This window comes from Paenibacillus phytohabitans (assembly GCF_013141775.1).
GTDB classification, from domain to species: domain Bacteria; phylum Bacillota; class Bacilli; order Paenibacillales; family Paenibacillaceae; genus Paenibacillus_AQ; species Paenibacillus_AQ phytohabitans.
This window is the reverse complement of the sequence record NZ_WHOB01000098.1, coordinates 16,452-36,792: the sequence shown is the minus strand read 5'-3', so window position 1 is coordinate 36,792 and position 20,341 is coordinate 16,452. Positions and strand designations below refer to the sequence as shown.

Sequence of the window (20,341 nt, the reverse complement as noted above, 5' to 3'; positions counted from 1 at the left end):
GGAAGCCCGCAGCCAGTGTGGCATGGCTGCGGGCTTCCCTGTTCTTTTAAGAAAAATAATGTATGAAAGCCAAGCTAATCCTATTCTCCCAGCTCTGCACGGATCTTCAGGAACACCTGATAGCTCCGCTCGGCAACCTCCGAAATCGCAATCGGGTGGAAGCCCGGCAGATCCGCGTACAGCAGATCATTCAGCGGTGCGGTCCAACTGGCGGGAAGCCGGGCTGCGCCCAGCTTCGCTCCCATAATGGAGCCGACTGTGGCACCGTTGCAGTCGGTATCCATCCCGGCAGAGACAGAGGTAACCACGGCTTTCTCGAAGTCATTGCCGCCGTATATAAGCGAAGCTGCAACGATGGCGGCGTTGTTATTGGTATGCACCGGGTCATAATGGCTGAACCGGTCCCATAGCCTGCTGACAAGCTCCCGCTCGCTGCCCGCTTCCTGTGCAATGGCTATTCCGGTCCGCACATCCCCGGCCAGTCTGCTCGTCTGCGGAATTTCGCTCAGCCCAATCTCTATAATCTCTTCATTGTCGAGGCCCGCGAACGCAGCAGAGATCATTGCAGCATTGAACATTTCACCGTAGATCCCGTTCTTCACATGGGAGAAGGAGGCATCCCGCCAGCCCAGCTCCGCCGCAAGCTCGGGATTCCCGGCTGCTCCATAGGCCAAGGCGTCCGCACGGATGGCCGCCCCGATCCATTCGCGGTACGGATTCAGATGCATGCGCACCCGCTCCTGCCGCAGCGGCCAATCCTCCGGCTTCTCTCCGTGCAGATGGGAGGTTTCGCCGGCAAAGTTCATATAGGCCTGTGTTTCTGCTGTACATACCTGGCTGTAGGTCAGATGCCCGTGCCACAGCTTGCCGATATCCCAGGAATCCCAGTCCAGCCCTTTCTGCTCCAGCAGCATCAGACCGAGGACCGTATAACGGATATCGTCGTCACTCTCCATGTAGCTGATCTTCTCCCGGGTACTGGTGAATGACCAGTCGCTTAAGCCCAGACCGTATTCCGCCCGGGCCGTAGAATACTCAGGTGTATACCCTGTAATCGGCCAGGCATCCGCGCCGCGGAACCACAGCTCGATGTTCTCCCAGCCAGTACGGCCGTCCTTCCCGTACAGATAATCCCAGTATTCCAGCGGCTTGCCCAGCGCACAGCCTACACTCCGGCCAAGCCATGCTCCATAGAACCTGTCCCTCCACTCTTCCGGTGTCCAATTCACCGTAAGCTTACGCGGACCTCCGGGGCGCAGCCGTCTGATCGACGCCAGATCCGAAGGCTCCTCGTAAGGAAAGTCGGCAGCCACGGGAAGGGCCATCAGCTCCCGGTATACCTCCATGAGCTTGCCCTCATCACTTCCGGCAGCAGCCAGCTTCTCTGCCAGACTGCCTGGCCGGCAGCCTTCCTCAATCCGCTGCTGCAGCTCCAGCCGCACCGTCTCCTGCAGACGTTCCCAGCCTGCCATCCGCTACAATGCTCCCGCCGCAGGCAGGAGCCCGCGGTCTAACCGCTCCAGTGAATCAAACAGCAGCTTGATAAAGGCTTCACGCTCTACGCCGAGCAGCACCTCTGTATTGGCAGGCTGCTCCGGCTTCTTGCGCCGGTCGGCAACAGTCATCCCCCGGGTCAGCTTGCCTTCGGTCTCCACCGTAACATGCAGATGCTCCGATTCGAATAGCTCCGGATGCAGCAGCCAGGCAATCGCGCACGGGTCATGCAGCGCATTGCCGATATAACCCATCTTTTTGCCGTAGATCGAATAGAAATCCAGCAGCTCTCCGACCATTACCGATACGGGTCCACGGGTCTTCAACTCCTGAATCTCCTCTTCAAAAATCGCCGCCTTATCCGTTACATCCAGTCCGCTCATTACAATGGGAATCCCGGATTCAAAGACAATCCGCGCTGCCTCCGGGTCGACATATATATTAAACTCCGCCGTCCGGGTCACATTTCCATAGGCGAGCCCGCCGCCCATCAGAGAGATCTTCTCGATTCTGTCCTTCACTTCCGGATAAGCGGTAATCAGGAGGGCGATATTCGTTAGCGGAGCTGTAGGCACCAGGGTAATCTTCTCTTCAGATGCGCGGATAATCTCCAGCATGAATTCTACCGCTCCCTGTTCCACCGGCTTGAACTTGCTCGCCGGAAGCGCGGGGCCGTCCATGCCGGACTCCCCATGCGCTGCTTCTCCGGTTACCAGCTTGCCAAGCAGCGGAGCCGCCGCTCCCTTGGCTACGGGAATATCGGCATTTACAAAGCTAAGCACCTTGAGTGCATTATCAGTGATTTTATCCAGAACCTGGTTGCCGCCAACCGTGGTAATGCCCCGGATCTCCAGCTGCCCGGGATGAGCCAGCGCAAGCAGAATGGCAATCGCGTCATCATGCCCCGGATCGCAGTCAATTATGATAGGTGTTGGCATCGTTGTCGCTCCCTTGTAGGTTTAATAATAGATTTGAACTTGAAGCTTGGCCGTCACTGCGGTGAACATTTGGACTTCCGGCCGCTGTTGTCTGCAGATTTCTTGTATTTTTACCGTCGTTTTTGGGTTGAAATCCGCAGACAAAGGCGGTCGCTTACGCTCCTCCAGTTCAAACTTCCCCTCCGTTACTACCACTTGCTTGTCTTTCTATCTATTTCGTTGTATTAAGGCTACCTATAGCCTCAACTATTTGGTGGTAGTAGTCTTAAGCTTCTTGTTCTTCTTCCTTGTCTCCGAGACCGCGTATATAATCAGCCCCACTACCGTCGCCACGTAAGGAAGCGTGGCGATCAGCTCCGCCGGAATCTTCAGCACCTGCAGGGCATTGGAGAGCGCATCGGCTGCGCCGAAGAGCAGCGAGGTTAGCGCTGTTCCTACGGTTGTGCTCCGGCCCATGGATTCAGCAGCAATCGCAATCCAGCCCCGGCCGGCCACCATATCACGGGTGAACAGCGACAAATAGCCCATCGACATATAAGCTCCGCCCAGACTGGCGAAGAAGCCGCTGAGCAGCAGCGCCGTGTACTGGATCCGGACCACGCTGACTCCAACCGACTGGGCCGCATGCGGATTCTCGCCAACCGAGCGGATACGCAGCCCCAGCGGGGTGCGGTTCAGCAGATAATAGACCACAAGCACAGACAGAATCGAGAAATAAGTCAGAATGTGATGTCCCGACAGAATCGGACCCAGCACCGGAATATCCTTCAGCAGCGGAATCTGCACACTCGGCAATACTTTGCTCGCCAAGGAGGTCGATGAACCCTTGTCCCCGCTGAGCAGATACAGAATAAACACCGTTCCGCCTGAGGCGAACATATTAATCGCCACACCGCCTAGAATGATATGTGTCTTGAATTTCAAGGTGAAAAAGGCCAAAATCCCGGCAATCAGCGTTCCCGATAATACCGCACCCAGCAGCCCGACCCAGGCGCTATGCGTATAGGCGCTGACAATAACACCGGCCAGAGCCGAGACCAGCATAATCCCTTCCATCCCGATGTTGATGATTCCGGCACGGTTCGAGATGAGCGCTCCCAGTGCAGCGAACAGGATAGGTGTTGTCACACGCAGTACAGAGAAGGCAAAATCCGTCGTCAGAATGACATCCAGCAGACTGTTCATGCTTCCTTCGCCTCCTTCAGCAGCATGCGGTTCTTCCAGAACTTGAGGAACTGCTCAGCCGAAATCAGCAGGATAATCACAGCCTGAATGATCGAGATCATCTCGGACGGCACATCGGACAGCCGCGCCATCAGATCGGCTCCAATACGGATATAGGCCAGGAAGAGCGCAGAGACAATGACAGACAGCGGATTGTTCTTGGCCAACATCGCCACCAGGGCACCATCCAGGCCATAGCCCGGCAAAGACGTCCACTGAAAGCGGCTGTACATCCCGAGTACTTCCACCGAGCCGCCCATCCCGGCAATAAACCCGGCGATCAGATGCACGAGAATGATAACCTTGGCAGTCTTCATGCCCGAGTAACGGGCAAACTCCCGGTTGACACCTGTCATCCGCAGCTCATAGCCCCATTTGGTCCGGTAGAGGAACAGATGGGCCAGTACAATCAGCACCAATACAATAATAAGTCCGGTATGAATCCGTGTGCCTGCAAAAAGCTTACTCAGTTGCGCAGTTTTCTCGAATTTAAACGAAACGTTGGCGAAGGCCTTGGCATCCCGCAGATGATAGTTCAGCAGGTATAGCCCCACCCCGAACAGGATATTATTGAACATCAGCGAGGTCACCAGTTCATTGGCGTTCCACTTCGCTTTGAGAATTCCGGGAATGGCTGACAGAAGCGCCCCTGTGATAGAGCCTGCCAATATTGCTACCAGCGGATGCAGCCAGCTGTTCAGACTGAGATGAATCGCCAGTACAGAGGCCACGACACCGGAGAAATAAAAGATTCCCTCTGCCCCCAGGTTGAACATATTGGCCCGGAACAACAACGAGACGGCAAGGCCGGTGAACATTAGCGGAATGGCCATCTCAATGACATTGCCGATATGCCCCTTGGTGGAGAACGGCTCCAGCAGGAAAATACCAATCGTCTTCAGCGGCTGGTCACTGACCAGCGAGATAATCAGGAATGCGATAATCAGCGCAATGACAATAACCGCTGCCGTCCGGATTGCCTCAAAATATTTAGCTCTAAACATGATTTAAGGCCCTCCCGGTCTGCTCTTTGTCCTGCCGGTTAATTCCCAGCATATAGAGTCCCAGCTCTTCCTCACTCACGGCAGAAGGATTATCGAAATACGCAACGATCTGCCCCTCGTACATCACAAGAAGACTGTCGCTCAGCTCCAGAATTTCATTCAGATCCGCCGATACCAGAACTATGGCGCATTTGTCCGAGCGCAACTCCAGCAGCTTCTGATGAATGAATTGCGCAGCCCCGATATCCACACCCCGGGTCGGCTGCTCAGCGATCAACAGCTGCGGATTCGTGGAGCACTCCCTTGCAACGACCACCTTCTGCATATTGCCGCCGGACAGCATGCCGACCGGCTGCCGGGTGCCGGAGCAGCGCACTTTGAATTCTTCTACCAGCGATGACGCCAGAGCAGCAATTTTGGAGCTGTGGAGAAAAGGCCCCTTATTCATGTCCTTCGAACGGTACCGCGTAGAGATCAGGTTGTCGGCAATGCTGGCGTCTCCGGCGGAGCCCTGCCGCATCCGGTCCTCCGGGATATAAGATACGCCCAGGCTGCGGATGCCCAGAATATCCAGCCCGCGGATATCCGTGCCTTTTACACTAACCGCCCCACTGCCGGAGACGCCGCGCAGACCACCGGTCAGCGCTTCAATCAGCTGCGTCTGTCCGTTCCCTTCGACGCCGGCGATGCCGACAATCTGGCCTTCGCGGACCGAGAAGCTAATCTCCGCGAGGAGTGCTTTGCCCTGACTGTCCGAAACAGCCAGCTGCTCTACCCTAAGCACCGGCTTGCCGTGCGGAATGCTGTCCTTGTCGTACTTCAGCACGACATCGCGGCCGACCATCAGCCTGGAAATTCCCTGCTCCGTCACCTCGCGGGTCTGGAAGACTCCTTCGCTCCTGCCGCCGCGCATAATGGTAATCCGGTCACAGATTGCTTTAACTTCCTTCAGCTTGTGGGAGATAAACACGATGGTGTGGCCCTGCTCCTTAAGCTGCTGCAGCTCATGGAACAGCTCCTCTGTTTCCTGCGGAGTCAGCACGGCGGTCGGCTCGTCGAGGATGAGGATTTTGGCCCCGCGAACCAGCGCCTTCAGAATTTCCACCTTCTGCTTCATGCCGACCGACAGATCCTCCACCTTAGCCCTGGCGTTTACCGAGAGGTTATATTTGCGTGCCGTTTCCTCCGTCAGACGCACCGCTTCACCAGCATTGAAGCCCACACCTTTTCTAGGCTCCATGCCCAGCACCATATTTTCGGCCACAGTAAAAGAAGGCACCAGCATGAAATGCTGATGAACCATGCCGATGCCGCGGTCAATTGCGTCCTGCGGGGACTGCAGCTTCACTTGTTCTCCCCGGATATAGATCGCGCCTTCACTCGGCTCCTCCATCCCAAACATGATTTTCATCAGAGTCGATTTACCGGCTCCATTCTCTCCCGCGATCGCATGGATTTCGCCCTCCCGCAGGGAGAATCCGACATCCTTATTGGCAACAACGCCGTTCGGGTATACTTTGGTGATTCCCCGCATTTCCAGCAGAGCATTTGCCATGGGTCATCAACGCCTTTCAACTTGGGTGGTCTGCAAAAATAGGCAGCTGGAGCTCTCCCAAAGAGAAGAGCCTCCAACTGCAGAGCTGCATACGCATTTTCATTTTATAAAGTATGTTTGATCAATAGTCTTAAGGCTTCACGGCATTGCGGATTGCTTCGACTTCAGCCGTTTCCATGCCCATCGCATTGTCGACGGTAACTTCCTTATTAATCAGCTTCTGCTTCACTTCTTCCACCTTAGCCTGAAGATCTGCCGGGAATACGTCTTTGTAAATGTCATTCTCCGCAATGCCTACGCCGTCTTCAACGAAGCCGAGCACATCGCGTTTGCCCATCTCAAGCGTCCCGTCCTGCAGTTTTTTCACAGCGCCGAGAATGGCCGTATCGATCTTTTTAATCGCGGAAGTGACAATCAGGTTTGCCTTTTCACTATCCGTATCTTTTAGCAGCAGCGCCTGGTCCGAATCAACACCGATAGCATATTTAGTCTTTTCCTTGGCTGCATCAAAGATTCCCAGTCCCGTACCGCCGGCTACGTTGAAAATAATATCCACACCCGAGTTGTACTGGATCAGCGACAATTCCTTGCCTTTGGCAGGGTTCACGAAATCTCCTGCATAGGATACAGCTACCTTTACATCCGGATCAACATACTGTGCGCCCTGGATGTAGCCCACCAGAAAAGCATTAATGCCGGGGATATCCATCCCGCCCAGGAATCCGATCACATTCTCCGGGTTGGCATTCGGCATATCAGACTGTGTTGCAAGTGCGGCTGCCGCCCCTGCCAGGAAAGAGACCTCATTGGTCGAATACGACATATTGTACATATTTTCAGGCGCTTCATCGATATCGGTATCGTAGTTGATGAATTTTTTATCCGGATTCGCCTCAGCCGTTGCATTGAACATTTCCGTAATTTCCGAGCCGCCCGAGATGACAACATCCCAATCCTCAGCAGCAATATCATTAAAGGTAGGTTCCCACTTCGTCTTGTCCGCGCCCATTTCGACCACTTTTGTTTCGGCGCCGAGCTCGTCCTTCACTTTTTGCAGGCCGCTGTTCGCCGCATCAAAAAACGACTTGTCGCCCAGCGTTCCCGGAATAAGCAGTACAACCTTGAGCTTGTCCCCTGCAGCAGCCTCTCCGCCTTCAGCATTTGTTCCGGAGTTGACCGCATTTCCATTGCCGGACGTGTTGTTTCCGCATGCAGTGACCAGTACCATAACCGCCATCAGCAATAAAGCGAGCATCTTCTTTTTCATTTTCTAAGTTCACACCCCTGTTTTGTAATAGATCAACGCTGATAAAATAGCATAAAGTTCCAATTACACGTTTTGTCTAACGGATAGCATCGGGCAGCATGAATAAAAGACTGTTGAAATTCTGAAAACAAGCAATTTACCTTGAAAACCAAACATTTCATGTTACATTTCTCGAAAAAATCGCATAAACCCGAACAAGATGGCCAGTCCAGTTGAGAATCTTCGGTTTAATTGATAAGATCATAACAAAAGAAAAGATAAATATTTATATATTTTCGGTCATCTTTTTGTACGATTCGGCTAAATGACGATAAAGGGAGGCTCATCATGGACCGTGTTCTATATATTGTAAATGCAGAGCATGAAGCAAATACGTATATCCCTCCGCATCAGCATGAATGTTTCGAGCTTGTGTATTATATCCATGGCCAGGGAACCTGCAGCATTGGACCACGCAGCTATCATTTCCGGCCCTTCACCTTTGGCCTGATTCCGGCAGGTTTCAAGCATGACGAGAATCATCAGCCCAGCCCGGAAGTGCTGTTCGTCGGCTTCCACTGCGGCAATCCGATTATCAATACACTATCCGGCGTTTTTGACGATGATAAGGAACATACCGTACTGCAGACCCTGCAGCGGATGAATGCGGAATTCAAGCGCAAGCGCGACGGGTTCGCCGAGCTGCTGAATCTGCAAATGAGCGAAATTACCGTGTATCTGCAGCGGCTGCTCGCCGCCTCGGATTTCCATTCCCCGGCAGAGGATCAGATGCAGTATGTGCTGAATTATATGAATGAGCATTACCGCCATAAGCTCTCCGTGTCCTCTCTGGCAGAAATGTCCGGTTATAGCTACGACCGCTTCCGGCATCTGTTCAAGGAAAGATTTGGACATTCCCCGCACCGTTATCTTGTACTGAAGCGCCTGGATTATGCCAAATCTCTGCTGCTGCATACCCAAATGCATATTTCGGAGGTCTCTTCCGCTGCCGGATTCGTCAATGATGCCCAATTCTGCAATATGTTCAAAAGAGAGAGCGGACTCTCCCCACGTACTTTCCGCATCAGAAGTAAGGTTATATAATATAACATTAGTCATTTACTTTTCGCTTTTTTTCACTATAATGGAACTTAAGCTTACGTGATGATGACTTATACCGGCTGATCCCGATTATATCCAGATCCGCTGCCCCAATATAAGGTTTGCCCCATTTCTGTTCACAGAATGAAGGAAGCCGCGATTTAGAGAATCTTTTTTCTCTATGTCTGCGGCTTCTTTTTTTATTCCCTTTTTGGAAGGTGTGCGAGTCAAGGCACGCTGAAGCTTACAACGATGTGCAGTACAACAATTAATGAGGTGAAGGAGGTGCAGCCCGGATGGCATTCATGAATATGCGGCAATTGCTGGAGCACTGGGAACGCAGCGGCAGACTGCTGAAGATCCGCAAGGAGGTGGACCCCAAGTTTGAGCTTGGGGCCGTGATTAAGGCCGTGAAGGGCATGCAGCCCATGGTCTTCCAGAAGGTAAAAGGCTATTCCGTCCCGATGGCAGCCGGTCTTGGCGGCTCCAAAGAGCTGCTCGCCGAGAGTATGGGCATGCAGCCGGAAGACTTGCTGCCACGGCTGATCGAGGCCGTTGTTCATCCGCTGCCTACGAGAAGCTGTGAGCAGGCTCCGGTACACGACAACGTGATTACGAGCCGGATTAACCTGCGGGAGCTGTTCCCGGTCTGCACCTATAACGCCTTGGATAGCGGAGCTTATTATGTCTCCGGGGTGATGGTCGTCAAAGGCGCGGACGGGCAGAAGCGCTACACCTCCATCCGGCGGATGCAGCTGCTGGACGGCAACCGGACCAGCATCCTGATCTCCTCCCCTGAATTATTCCAGCAGTACAGGGAATTCGAGGAGCGCGGTGAGCCGATGGAGGCGGCATTCATGTTCGGCATCGTCCCGGCAGTCGTGCTGGCTTCCCAGGTCAGCACCCACCTGTTCCATGCCGATAAGCTGGAGGTCGCCTCTGCCCTGCTTGGCCAGCCGCTTGCAGTAATCCGCTGCAAGACGATCGATCTTGAAGTGTTGGCCGAGGCCGAGGTTGTATTCGAGGGCCGGATTCTCCCCCGGGTCCGCGAACCGGAAGGTCCGTTCGGCGAGCTCGGCGGTTACTACGGCCCGCGCACCGAGCAGCCGGTCGTCGAATTCTCTGCTGTCACCTACCGGAACAATCCGGTCTGGCAGACCATTCTCCCGGCCAGCTATGAGGAGAAGCTGCCGATGGCGATTGCACGTGAGATTGCCCTGCTGAGCTCCGTCCGCCAGGTCGTTCCCGGTGTCAAAGATGTTCACATCACCATGGGTGGCGTTGGGCGTTATCATGCGGTTATCCGCATCCGGAAGGTGCAGGAGGGCGACGGCAAAACCGCCCTGCTCGCCGCCTTCGCCGGCGACAAGGATCTCAAGCATGTGGTCGTTGTCGACGAGGACGTCAACCTGCTGGACCCGCTTGATGTGGAGTGGGCCATCGCCACCCGTGTCCAGGCTGATCTGGACACCTTCATTGTCACTGGAGCGAAGGGTTCGCCGCTCGAGCCCTCGCACAACCTGCGCGGCGTCACCGCCAAAATGGGCATCGACGCCACCTTCCCGCTGGCTGAAGCGGAGCATTACCGGCGGACCTCCATCCCCGGCCAGGAGAGTATTGAGCTCGCAGATTATTTATAGACGATGAAGCCGGATCATCGAGACACAATTTAGCTTAATAGGAGGTGGATCATGCAAGCGATCGGATTGATCGAGACCCGGGGACTAACCCCGGCCCTCGAAGCACTGGATGCGATGTGCAAAGCAGCAAATGTGAAGCTGGTCGACTTCAAGCGCGTCGGCTCCGGACTTATAACGGTTATCGTCGAAGGCGATGTCGCCGCAGTTCAGGCGGCTGTGGAAGCCGGTATCACCGCCTGCCCCCGGGCCGGAGGACAGCTGATTTCCTCCAACGTGATTCCGCGTCCGCACCCGGATCTGGCGCGGATGCTGCTGTAGATGGATTGAACTATAGAACTACATGCATGCACCCAAGACTATAGCTAAACAGGCTGCAAATCGGCGGTGACCGAAGCAAGGCGGTTCTAAAGGCGGGTAGCAGGAACTGCAAGAAAAGGTTCTGCGGCTGTATGTAAATATACATGAAGCTGCGCTGGCTATACACAACACGTGGCACTCTACCCGAGGACTAACGCGTTACTCTCCGGCCCGCTGCCCGGCAGCGAAACGAGCTAACTTAAATACACCTGTAAGTGCTGCCTCCTAGCCGCTACTGTAAGTACGTCTGTAAGTACTGTGAGTACTACTGTAAGCACATCTGTAAGTACTGGCCTAAAAGTTGTACGTTTTACAACTTAGACACCCCGATACTCGGGAAATTGTAAGGATTGTTGTATGAAATACAACAATTGTCCGCTTGGCAGCTTGAATGTGGGAAGATTGTTGCCTTTTATACAACAATTCCGGATTACGCTCGATTTCACGAGGAGAATGTTGTATTTCGTGCAGGATTTTCGTTAGTGTCTTAAATTCAGCCTTATACTGCCCGCTATAAATAGAACTCTCCCCATAATTAGTGGAGGTTTCTCCTTTTGGCAGCACTTCTCTGCGTGTGAACAACGCGAACCAAGTTGTCAGAAAAGTCGTCTGATGAGTTGACTTAAGTAGACTTAAGTAGACTTAAGTAGACTTATACTGCATTGCATTAATAGTTAGTTTAGGAGGTGATTACCCGTGTCCGATTTCATGAAGAGTATTGTTGCCGAGATTCTGGAGCGAAATCACCCTGCTGCTCCTGCTCTCATATCCGTTGTTTCACCTGTTACCGTTGCTCCACTTGTTACCGTTACTTCACCCGTTACCTTACCTATTCCAGCTCCGGCGCTTGCTTCTGTCTTTGCTCCCGCTCCCGCTCCGGCTTCTGTTTCTTCTGCTACGGCTACTCCTGCTGCTTCTGCTGCTCCGGCTACTACGGCTGCTCCTGCTACTCCTGTTGCTTCTTCTGCTCCGGCTCCGGGTGCGACTGCTGCTTCTACTGCTGCTTCTGCTTCTTCTGCTCCGGCTTCTGCTTCCGCCAGCCCTTCCTGTTCAGCAGGCAAGCAGGCGGACTGCCCGGACACTTGCAGCAGTCCCCGGGATTGTCCGCAACCTCCGGGCGGGATCAAGCGGGTCAATTACCAGAAGCAGCAGGCCGGGAAGCGGCTCGCATTGCTTGGTCTGCCCGGTGACCCCGGCTCGACAGAGTCACCGGTATCACACGGATCACCAGAATCACTAGGATCACACCAATCACACGGACTGCCCGGCGCATCCCCTACTCCAATCCGGTTGCCGGATGCGGCTGCACAGCTCCGCACCTCACACATTCTTCAAGAGCAGCCGGCAGCATCCACAGCTACCGGACGATCCCCGGCAGTCAATGTTCCTGGGGATCACCAGAGCTTTGCCGAGCGCTGTCTGTCCCCTCTGCTCTTGCGCACCCTTCCTACCGGGAGCGTGCATTCTTCCGGGAGCAGGCAATCTTCCGGGAGTGGGCAGTCTTTGATTCCAGCCGGTGCTCAGCATTCGGGCAAGAATTCAGCCGGAGATATTCCCTGCCGGTCCGGCGGTATCCCCGGGGCTGGCGCTACCCAGATCAAGGATTCAGCTGGAATACCATACTCCCGGAACACCGCTTCACCGGACACTCCATTCCCCCTCATCCGGGATGGAACTATGGATACCTGGCTGTTCCCTGTAATCAGCAGCAGGCTTCGCGGCGTGCTCGGCACTGCTGGCCGCAGCTGCAGCTCAGCAGGCATACTAAGCGTCCCTGTCTGCCATCCGGGCCAGCTGTTCGCCGCAGAAGAAGTGCTGGGCAGTGATCCTGCTCTGGAAGCAGATATCCAGTGGGGCGCCAGCGGCGGGAGCTTTGAGCTGCGGCTGTTCAGTAACGATTCCGACAAGCTGAATCGCTTGCTGACGGAGCTCACCGGCATCCTGCAGCGGGATTCCACACGCCGGGTCCGGGTATACAGCAGCCTGCAGCCCGGTCCGCTGCTGCGGCGGCATCTGGCTGCAGGCCAGCAGGAGGCCATTGCCGTAATCGATGCCGCCTCGCGCTGGAGCAGCATCGGCCTCGCGGAACAGCTGCTCGGCGGCTGCCCGGATGCAGGCCTTAGCCTCCGCGCCGAACGCAACTACTGCATAATCAGCGGAACCTCCGCTCAGCTGGCAAACGTGCTGCCTGGGTTAACACGCTTTGTAGACCAGTAGCAACTCTGATAAAGCAAGGAATCCTGCCCTATCGCCCAAGCAGCCCTAAAGACTAAGCCCATCAATAACAAAGGAGGTGCCGGTGATGCAGGCACTTGGATTAATTGAGACTCTCGGATATACCACCGCCGTCTCCGCCGCAGATGCGGCCCTGAAAGCGGCGGATGTGCAGCTGATTGCCGTTGAGAAGGTTATCGGCGTCGGCGGTTCACTCGGTGTGACCATTCATTTAAGCGGTGATGTTGCTGCAGTCGGCGCAGCGGTAGATGCAGGCAAAGCCGAAGCCCAGCGGATAGGTACAGTCATTTCCGCCCATGTCATCGCCAAGGCCCACGAAGATGTGAACCGCAAAATACTGTCCAGATTCCTGCCGGGCCTGCCGGCAGACTCCGGAGCAGCCGCTGCCGGAACCGCAGCAGCAGCGGTTTCCGGGGCCGCCAGCGATACCCCGGATATTTCAGAACCTTAATTTCAGTTCTGAATATCCACTACACCCCACTGTTTGCCTTTATTCAACAAGGCATTTCTGAATACAGCTTAACTAATTTAATCTTATGGAGGTTTTTTATAATGGGAGAATCACTCGGATTGATCGAAACTAAAGGTCTGGTAGGCGCAATTGAAGCAGCGGATGCCATGGTGAAGGCAGCAAACGTGGAAATCTGCGGATATGAAAAAATCGGCTTTGGTCTGGTCACGGTTATGGTACGCGGGGACGTAGGCGCCGTAAAAGCCGCTACGGATGCGGGAGCTGCCGCTGCCAAACGGGTCGGTGAACTGGTGTCCGTTCATGTCATTCCCCGTCCGCACAGTGAAGTGGAACGCGCACTGCTGTCCAAAGGCATTGAATAAGCACTCCTATGGACAGCCGGCATAGCACAGTTGCGGAGAATGCCCTGCTGGGATTGTCTTACCGGTCCAGATCAGCAGCGCTGAATGAAGCGTATCCCCGGGTGCTGGTGCTGCTGGCCGGCCATTTTATCGGCATGGAGGAAGGTTACGCTGCGGTGCGGGGCTTAGGCACAGGTAACTTCAGGCTGCGCTTATGGGCGGAAGATCAGCTGCTCGGGACAAATAGCGCCGGAGCACTTGCACGACAAACCGGAGTAGATGACCTTATCCCCCCCGGGCAGGCCCATAAACTCTCCCCTGCCGATGCTGACGCCTTGTTGATCCCTGTACTATCGCTGTCGCTCCTGTCCCGGCTCGTTCACCTGGATACCGGGCATCCCTTCGTGAGGCTGATTGTCGAGAACCTATGTGCCGGCAAGCCGGTGGGCGCGCTTACTCTCGGAGCGGAGCCGGAGCATTACCGCTGGAGCGAGCAGGGTTTATCTCAGGCCAGTCCGCTGCTGAAAGAGAAAATGTGCAGCATGGTGACCGCAATATCCGGCTACGGGATCAGGCTGCTGGCGCCCAGCGATCTAGGAAGCTGGCTGTCTTCCAGCAATGAACCGCCGAGGAAGCAGGTGTTGACAGAGGAGGATATCACCGCAGCAGCCAAGCTGGGCAGAACCACCATCCGTCTGAAAGGTCCGGCAGTGATTACCCCCCTGGCCCGGGATACAGCCCGGCAATACGGAATAGAGATTATTCATGCAGGACTTGAATAGAAGAGGTGACCATCACATGAAGCTGGGAATCATTACTGGACACGTTGTGGCTACGCGAAAAGACGAGCACCTCATCGGTGCCAAGCTGCTGATCGTACAGCCCATTCTTCCCGATAACACCCCGGCGGGACAGCCGCTTATTGCGGTTGATACTGTAGGTGCAGGCATCGGAGAGACCATTATCTATGCAGTGGGCAGCGTAGCTTCAAGGGCGACGATGCATCCGAATGCTCCTATAGATGCCGCAATTGTCGGAATCGTGGATAGTGTAGATTGTCCCAGAGCGGGAGGCTTGTAGATTATGCTGACTACAGATATCAAAGATGCGATTCAGCGCCGGCGGATGATTGATGTGCTGCTCTCCGGCCAGCTACATGCCGACCTGGTACTGAAGGGCGGCTACATTATCAACGTAATCACCCGTGAGATCTACCCCGGGGATGTAGCTATTAAAGGTGACCGGATTCTGCTTGTGGGCGAGGCTGATAAACTGATCGGCCCGTCCACAGTAGTCGAGGATATGCACGGCAAATTCATCAGTCCGGGCTTTATTGATTCACATATGCATTTTGAAAGTGCGATGCTGACGGTTACGGAGTTCTCCAAGCTGTCGATTCCAACCGGAACAACCACGCTGGTGGCTGATCCGCATGAGATTGGCAATGTGCTGGGCGTTCCCGGAATGAAGGCGATGATTGAAGAAGCGAAGACCCTGCCTAACCGCGTGCTGTTCACCGTCCCTTGCCTGACGCCTGATGTGCCCGGTCTTGAGACCGCAGGCGCAGATATCAGCTCCAAAGACATGCAGGAACTGCTGAATGACGACTATGTTCAGGGAATCGGCGAGCTGCAGGGCTTCAGCAACGTCCATCCCGTATACCGAAACGCCCCTTACCTGATCGATGATCTGCTCGCTTCAGTGTCCTATGCCAAGGCTATCGGCAAAAGCATTGAGGGCAACGCCCCCGGCCTGTCCGGCCAGGAGCTGGCTGCCCACATCATCTGCGGCGGAGGCCATGTCTCCTGCCATGAGACAACAACCAAAGAAGAAATGATGGAGAAGCTGCGCTATGGGGTCAGTGTATTCATGCGCGAAGGCTCCTCGCAGCGCAATATGGCGGAGTGCATCCGGGCAATCACCGAGGAAGGTATGGATTCCCGGCGGGCCATCCTGGTCTCCGACGATATGGTGCCGGAGGATCTGCTGAAGCACGGCCATATGAATGATATCATCCGCCGGACGATCGCCGTCGGCATTGATCCGGTTGAGGCAATTCAGATGGCCACCATTAATCCGGCTACCCATTTCGGCTTCCAGGATATCGGCGTGCTGGCTCCAGGCAAGAAGGCCGATATCGCCGTCATCAGCGACCTGACGAACATGACCATTGCCGAAGTCTATATCAGCGGAGCCAAGGTTGCCAGTGATGGCGAGCTGACCCGCGAGATCCCCTCCTATATCTATCCGGACTCCGTTAAAAAGTCTGTGAAGCGCAAGCCGGTTAAGCCGGAAGATCTATACCTTTCCGCTGAAGGCGCCCAAGGAACAGTCCGGGTCCGCGCCATCGAGGTCATCCCCGACCAGAATCTGACCGGCTCCGGCATCTTCACCGCTGCCGTGAAGGATGGCGTTGTGCAGCCCTCTGTAGAAGAGGATCTGCTGCCCTTGCTCGTCGTAGAACGGCATGGCCGCAGCGGCAAGATCGGCAAAACCTTTGTCCGCGGCATGAAGCTGAAGGCCGGTGCCATCGCCGAAAGCGTGGCGCATGACACCCATAATATTATCGTCACCGGCACCAATTACGCCGATATGGTGACTGCGGTCAACCGGGTCATCGCGATGGACGGCGGTATCGCCATGATCGAAGGGGGCAAGGTGGTCGGCGATCTGCCGCTGCGCATCGGCGGATTGATGACCGATGAGCTGACCGGCAAAGAGATGAGCGCAAGAATTACCGAGCTGCACCGGCTGGCCCGCGAGGAGCTGGGCTGTACGCTGCATGTCCCGTTCATGCATCTCTCCTTCCTGTCGCTGGTCACCAGCCCGGCCTGGAAAATCACCGACATCGGCCTGATTGACGCCGATGCCTTCACCGTGCTGCCGCCGCTCGCCTGAGCCCGCATTTTAAATGAAAGGAGTACGCTACATGGGGATTCAAGTGATTGATCTCTCGCAGGAAATCTATCAGGGAATGCCGGTTTTTCCGCCGCATCAGAAGACGATGATCTTCCCCAATATGAGCCATGAAGAGAGTAAGAACAAGCTCGGCTTCGAGTTTGCCACGAACAACCTCCTGATTAACGAGCACGGCCCGACCCACAGCGATGCGATTTACGAATATGATCCGCACGGGCCGACGATTGATGAGATGCCGCTGGAGTATTTTTACGGACCGGCTGTCTGCCTGGACCTCTCCCATATTTCACCGGACGCCTACATTACCCGGCCTGATCTGGAACAGGCGCTGCGCAAAGACCATCTCCATCTGGATAAAGGCGATATCGTCCTGCTGTACACTGGACATTATAACCGTGCCTACGGCACTGAAGAATGGCTGAGCCGCTATACTGGCCTGGATTATGAAGCGGCCGGGTGGCTGGCGAAGCAGGGGATCATTAACATCGGCATTGATGCGCCTTCTATTGATAACCCGCTGGACCCGCTATTTTCCGGCCACCTGATCTGCCGGGAGTACCGGATGACCAATACCGAGAATCTGTGCAATCTGCATCTGATCGCCCAGAAGCGCTTCCTGTATTTCGGACTTCCGCTCCGGATCCGCCGAGGCACCGGCTCCCCCATCCGTGCCGTCGCAGTATTCATAGAATAAACAGATGAGGCAGGTGATTGTACCGTGACCACAGACAAGGTAATTGAAGAAATCCTGGTACCGGCCTATGAGGGAAGAAGCGCGCGGGTCCGCCGAGGACAGACGCTCTACATCATCGATACCGAGGGCAAGCAGGTGGGTGATTTCGTCTGCTTCAATGCCGAAGACCCTGACGAGCATGTCTCCCCCGTACATATGAGGTCCTCGCTCAGCAGTATCCGGCTCAAGCCCGGCGACGGCCTCTACAGCAACCGCCGCAGACCGCTTATGCAGCTGACGAAGGATACGGTGGGGAAACATGATTTCTTTTTTCCGGCATGCGACTATTACCGCTATAAGATCGACTTCGGGCTGGAGGAGCATCCGAACTGCCATGACAATCTGCAGAAGGCGCTGCACAAATATCAGCTGGGTCACAAAGAGCTGCCTGATCCCATCAACTGGTTCATGAACAATGCGCTGGACGGGAATCTCGACTACGTCATTGAAGAGCCGCTCTCCCGGCCCGGCGATTATGTCGCGCTCCTGGCACTGACCGATGTGATCGTCGCCCTCTCCTCCTGCTCGCAGGATCTGGCCCCGGTCAACGGCTTCAAGGTAACCCCGCTGATGATGCAGATTACTGAACCAGCTCCGGCTGTACCCCCGCTTTACCGGGATATACCGTATCGTTAAAACTGCACTATGGTAGCTTTTGTACACAAATCTTGCATTTGTTCACTGCCCGATTCTCCATCCTGTTCACTGTTGTAACCTTGCTTTACTGTCCCGTTCATGGTATGCAGCTTATAATTGTACTATGAACAATATAGATCAGGCCGGTATCGCCAGAGTACACAGTGAATCAGGGGGCTGTTTATGGGACTGCACAAACTCGGCAATCGAAGAGCATTGTACAGCAGGTTATTAGTCAGTATTACGCTTTGCGTCTCCTTAACTTTTCTTGTCTCCACCATCATCTATTACAATTACTATATCGGTGTGGAAAAAAAGCAGGCCTTCCAGTCCGACCTCGGCAACCTCACGCAGACCAGCAGGGAAGTCGTTAATATGACCGATGCTGCGCAATCGCTTTCTTTTCAAATTTACCGCAACAGTACGATCTCCAAAATTGTTTTCTACGACAAGCCCGATATCTATGATGTCACGGCAGCCATGTCCGAGCTGGGCAATTACTTGAGCTCCATGCCTTATATTGAGTCTATCTATGTCTATAATCCCAAAAGCGGACAGCTGTATATCGCCTCTTCCCACGGGCAGAACGGTGTATTTACTGAGCAAGAGCTGGTAGACACCCCTATTCTGGATATCCTGGGCCATTATCAGGACTACAAGGCCTTCACACCGATTCCCAGAGTGTATTCCAATGGTGCGCGGGAGAATGACCAGGTTCGTGCTTATACTTTTTTGTGTCTGGATGCCATCGGCTGGGACCGGGCCATCAACTCTGCGGTAATCGTCAACATCTCTGCACCTTGGATCAATAAGGAAATCACCAGTCCTATTAATTCTGCCAGCGCCACTTATATTCTGGACGATCAGGGGGCTTTTCTGTCCGGCAACAGCCTGAAGCAGCAGGAGCTCTCCCCGGAGGAAGCCGGATGGATTGAACAGCGTATCAAAGGCCAGGAGGCAGGTTATTTCATCGGGCCCTTCGGAGGCGTGAACTCGCTGATTTCTTATACTGCACCGGATGACTTAAGCTGGCAGTATGTGCGGATTACCCCCTACGACAACATTACTGAGCATACGAATACTATCCGCAACACCACCCTGCTCATTGCAGCCCTTGTTCTGGTGGCCGGCATCGGCCTCTCCTGGATCATGTCCAGAAGCCTGTATCTGCCGATTGACCGGATTGTCAGCGAGATGAATATTCTCGAGACGGAGAAACGCGACAGCATGTTCATGATCCGGCAAAATACACTGCGCGATCTCATTCTCGGCCTCAAGCCGTTGCAGTCTATTCAGCAGGTAGAGAAGCTGCGTCAGCTCGGGATTCACTTCACCTTCAATGATGACTTCCGCCTGATCCTGCTGCGGATTGATCACTACAAAGAGTTCAGGGAAGCCCGCTCTTCCTACCTGCTGGCCTCCAAGTTTGCCATTATGAATATCGCTTCGGAAATTTGCGGCCAGACCTACCGGGTCGAGACTGTGGATATGAACGATGACGGCATCCTTGTGCTGCTGAACATTATCGATCCCGTGGAGTATACGGATACCGGACTGATTGAGGCGCTGCTCCGGCAGATCCAGCAGGCCTGCTCCGATTATCTGAAGCTAAGCCTTACCCTCACCTACAGTCATATTGACCATAACGCGGGCCAGCTGCACCAGCTCTACAAGCAGGTCCGGGAAGCGTCGAATCACCGACTGTTCTACGGACATGGCTGTATCATTAACGCCCAGGACATATGTGCTCTTGAGTCCAGTACGTATCATTATCCTACCGACAAGGAGAAGAAGCTCACCGATGCGCTACTGAGCGGTAAACTGGAGGACGCTGCCGGGCAGTTCAGCAGCATTATCCGGGAGACCGAAGCCTTTCCCTTTCAGACGGTGCAGTTAACGGTATCCAGACTCAGCGTGACGGTCAGGGAGATCGTGAGTACTGTCCAGAAACGTAACCGTTTACAAAATGACGCAATCAGCGGGCTGCCTTGCCTGGATTCCATTGAGACCATTGACGAGCTGGAGGAAGCCTTCTCCGCTCTCTTCACTGCATTGCGCGAACAGCTGGACGAGAAGAAAAACTCCAAGCAGCATGATCTGATCTGCCTCATCAATAGCAAGATCAACGAGAATTACATGAAGCCGAACCTAAGCCTCAACCAGATTGCTGATGAGCTGGATATGTCGCCGATCTATATCAGCCGCCTTTACAAGCAGCAGACCATGAACAGCATCGTCGATGTCATTCTGGAGGTGCGGATGCGCGAGGTATGCGCCCTGCTGGAGAACACCGACCTGCCGGTAACGAGCATTGCCGAGCGCTGCGGCTTCACCAGCAGCTCTTATCTGCACCGGATGTTCAAGCGCAGCTTCGGAACGACGCCTACGGATTACCGGCGTTCGAAGAATGCTTAATAGTTGACACATTAATGTTCTGGGAGTGCCG

19 protein-coding genes are annotated in these 20,341 nt (G+C 54.5%); 12 read left to right on the top strand and 7 right to left on the bottom strand.

Features of this window, described 5'->3' with window-relative positions:
* Window positions 1-80: 80 nt before the first annotated feature.
* The 6 genes from GC101_RS35215 to GC101_RS35190 all read right to left on the bottom strand — a co-directional run bounded on the left by GC101_RS35215 (window position 81) and on the right by GC101_RS35190 (window position 7,482).
* Window positions 81-1,472: an ADP-ribosylglycohydrolase family protein gene (locus GC101_RS35215; protein WP_171721071.1), complete on the bottom strand. Its 1,392-nt coding sequence runs from the start codon at window positions 1,470-1,472 to the stop codon at window positions 81-83.
* Window positions 1,473-1,475: 3 nt separating this feature from the next.
* On the bottom strand, window positions 1,476-2,432 hold the full coding sequence (locus GC101_RS35210) for a nucleoside hydrolase (RefSeq protein WP_171721070.1): 957 nt from the start codon (window positions 2,430-2,432) through the stop codon (window positions 1,476-1,478).
* 246 nt (window positions 2,433-2,678) lie between these two features.
* The gene (locus GC101_RS35205; RefSeq protein ID WP_042239634.1) at window positions 2,679-3,617 is read right to left on the bottom strand and encodes an ABC transporter permease; all 939 of its coding nucleotides are present in this window, start codon (window positions 3,615-3,617) and stop codon (window positions 2,679-2,681) included.
* Window positions 3,614-4,660: an ABC transporter permease gene (locus GC101_RS35200; RefSeq protein WP_039307289.1), complete on the bottom strand. Its 1,047-nt coding sequence runs from the start codon at window positions 4,658-4,660 to the stop codon at window positions 3,614-3,616. Before GC101_RS35200 ends, GC101_RS35205 begins: the two co-directional genes overlap by 4 nt.
* Window positions 4,653-6,215 carry an ABC transporter ATP-binding protein gene (locus tag GC101_RS35195; protein WP_171721069.1) on the bottom strand — a complete coding sequence of 521 codons (1,563 nt, stop codon included), beginning with the start codon at window positions 6,213-6,215 and terminating at the stop codon, window positions 4,653-4,655. Before GC101_RS35195 ends, GC101_RS35200 begins: the two co-directional genes overlap by 8 nt.
* Window positions 6,216-6,345: 130 nt before the next feature.
* Entirely contained in the window at window positions 6,346-7,482 is a 1,137-nt protein-coding gene (locus tag GC101_RS35190) for a BMP family ABC transporter substrate-binding protein (RefSeq protein WP_042139960.1), read from the bottom strand.
* A gap of 327 nt (window positions 7,483-7,809) precedes the next feature.
* Here GC101_RS35190 and GC101_RS35185 point away from each other — a divergent pair, with 327 nt between their 5' ends.
* The 3 genes from GC101_RS35185 (at window position 7,810) to GC101_RS35175 (ending at window position 10,520) form a co-directional block, all read left to right on the top strand.
* A complete protein-coding gene (locus GC101_RS35185; RefSeq protein WP_171721068.1) occupies window positions 7,810-8,565 on the top strand; it encodes a helix-turn-helix domain-containing protein in 756 nt (251 codons plus the stop codon).
* 293 nt (window positions 8,566-8,858) lie between these two features.
* Entirely contained in the window at window positions 8,859-10,202 is a 1,344-nt protein-coding gene (locus tag GC101_RS35180) for a UbiD family decarboxylase (protein ID WP_171721067.1), read from the top strand.
* 51 nt (window positions 10,203-10,253) lie between these two features.
* Window positions 10,254-10,520 carry a BMC domain-containing protein gene (locus GC101_RS35175; RefSeq protein WP_076247750.1) on the top strand — a complete coding sequence of 89 codons (267 nt, stop codon included), beginning with the start codon at window positions 10,254-10,256 and terminating at the stop codon, window positions 10,518-10,520.
* A 782-nt stretch (window positions 10,521-11,302) separates the two neighbouring features.
* Here the strand turns inward: GC101_RS35175 and GC101_RS35170 are convergent.
* On the bottom strand, window positions 11,303-11,641 hold the full coding sequence (locus GC101_RS35170; protein WP_171721066.1) for a hypothetical protein: 339 nt from the start codon (window positions 11,639-11,641) through the stop codon (window positions 11,303-11,305).
* A gap of 421 nt (window positions 11,642-12,062) precedes the next feature.
* Between GC101_RS35170 and GC101_RS35165 the strand changes: the two genes are divergently transcribed.
* The 9 genes from GC101_RS35165 to GC101_RS35125 all read left to right on the top strand — a co-directional run bounded on the left by GC101_RS35165 (window position 12,063) and on the right by GC101_RS35125 (window position 20,310).
* Window positions 12,063-12,776, top strand: a complete 714-nt coding sequence (locus GC101_RS35165) for a hypothetical protein (protein ID WP_171721065.1) — start codon at window positions 12,063-12,065, stop codon at window positions 12,774-12,776.
* Between the two features lie 85 nt (window positions 12,777-12,861).
* Entirely contained in the window at window positions 12,862-13,245 is a 384-nt protein-coding gene (locus GC101_RS35160; protein ID WP_216626875.1) for a BMC domain-containing protein, read from the top strand.
* Between the two features lie 101 nt (window positions 13,246-13,346).
* Window positions 13,347-13,628 (top strand): BMC domain-containing protein, encoded by a 282-nt coding sequence (locus tag GC101_RS35155; protein WP_019908484.1) that lies wholly within the window; start codon window positions 13,347-13,349, stop codon window positions 13,626-13,628.
* Between the two features lie 8 nt (window positions 13,629-13,636).
* A complete protein-coding gene (locus tag GC101_RS35150; protein WP_171721063.1) occupies window positions 13,637-14,389 on the top strand; it encodes a hypothetical protein in 753 nt (250 codons plus the stop codon).
* Window positions 14,390-14,405: 16 nt separating this feature from the next.
* Entirely contained in the window at window positions 14,406-14,687 is a 282-nt protein-coding gene (locus GC101_RS35145) for a EutN/CcmL family microcompartment protein (protein ID WP_171721062.1), read from the top strand.
* A gap of 3 nt (window positions 14,688-14,690) precedes the next feature.
* On the top strand, window positions 14,691-16,505 hold the full coding sequence (ade, locus tag GC101_RS35140) for an adenine deaminase (RefSeq protein WP_171721061.1): 1,815 nt from the start codon (window positions 14,691-14,693) through the stop codon (window positions 16,503-16,505).
* A gap of 31 nt (window positions 16,506-16,536) precedes the next feature.
* Entirely contained in the window at window positions 16,537-17,220 is a 684-nt protein-coding gene (locus tag GC101_RS35135; protein WP_171721060.1) for a cyclase family protein, read from the top strand.
* Between the two features lie 24 nt (window positions 17,221-17,244).
* The gene (locus tag GC101_RS35130; RefSeq protein ID WP_171721059.1) at window positions 17,245-17,895 is read left to right on the top strand and encodes a DUF1989 domain-containing protein; all 651 of its coding nucleotides are present in this window, start codon (window positions 17,245-17,247) and stop codon (window positions 17,893-17,895) included.
* Between the two features lie 183 nt (window positions 17,896-18,078).
* On the top strand, window positions 18,079-20,310 hold the full coding sequence (locus tag GC101_RS35125) for an AraC family transcriptional regulator (protein ID WP_171721058.1): 2,232 nt from the start codon (window positions 18,079-18,081) through the stop codon (window positions 20,308-20,310).
* Window positions 20,311-20,341: the final 31 nt, after the last annotated feature.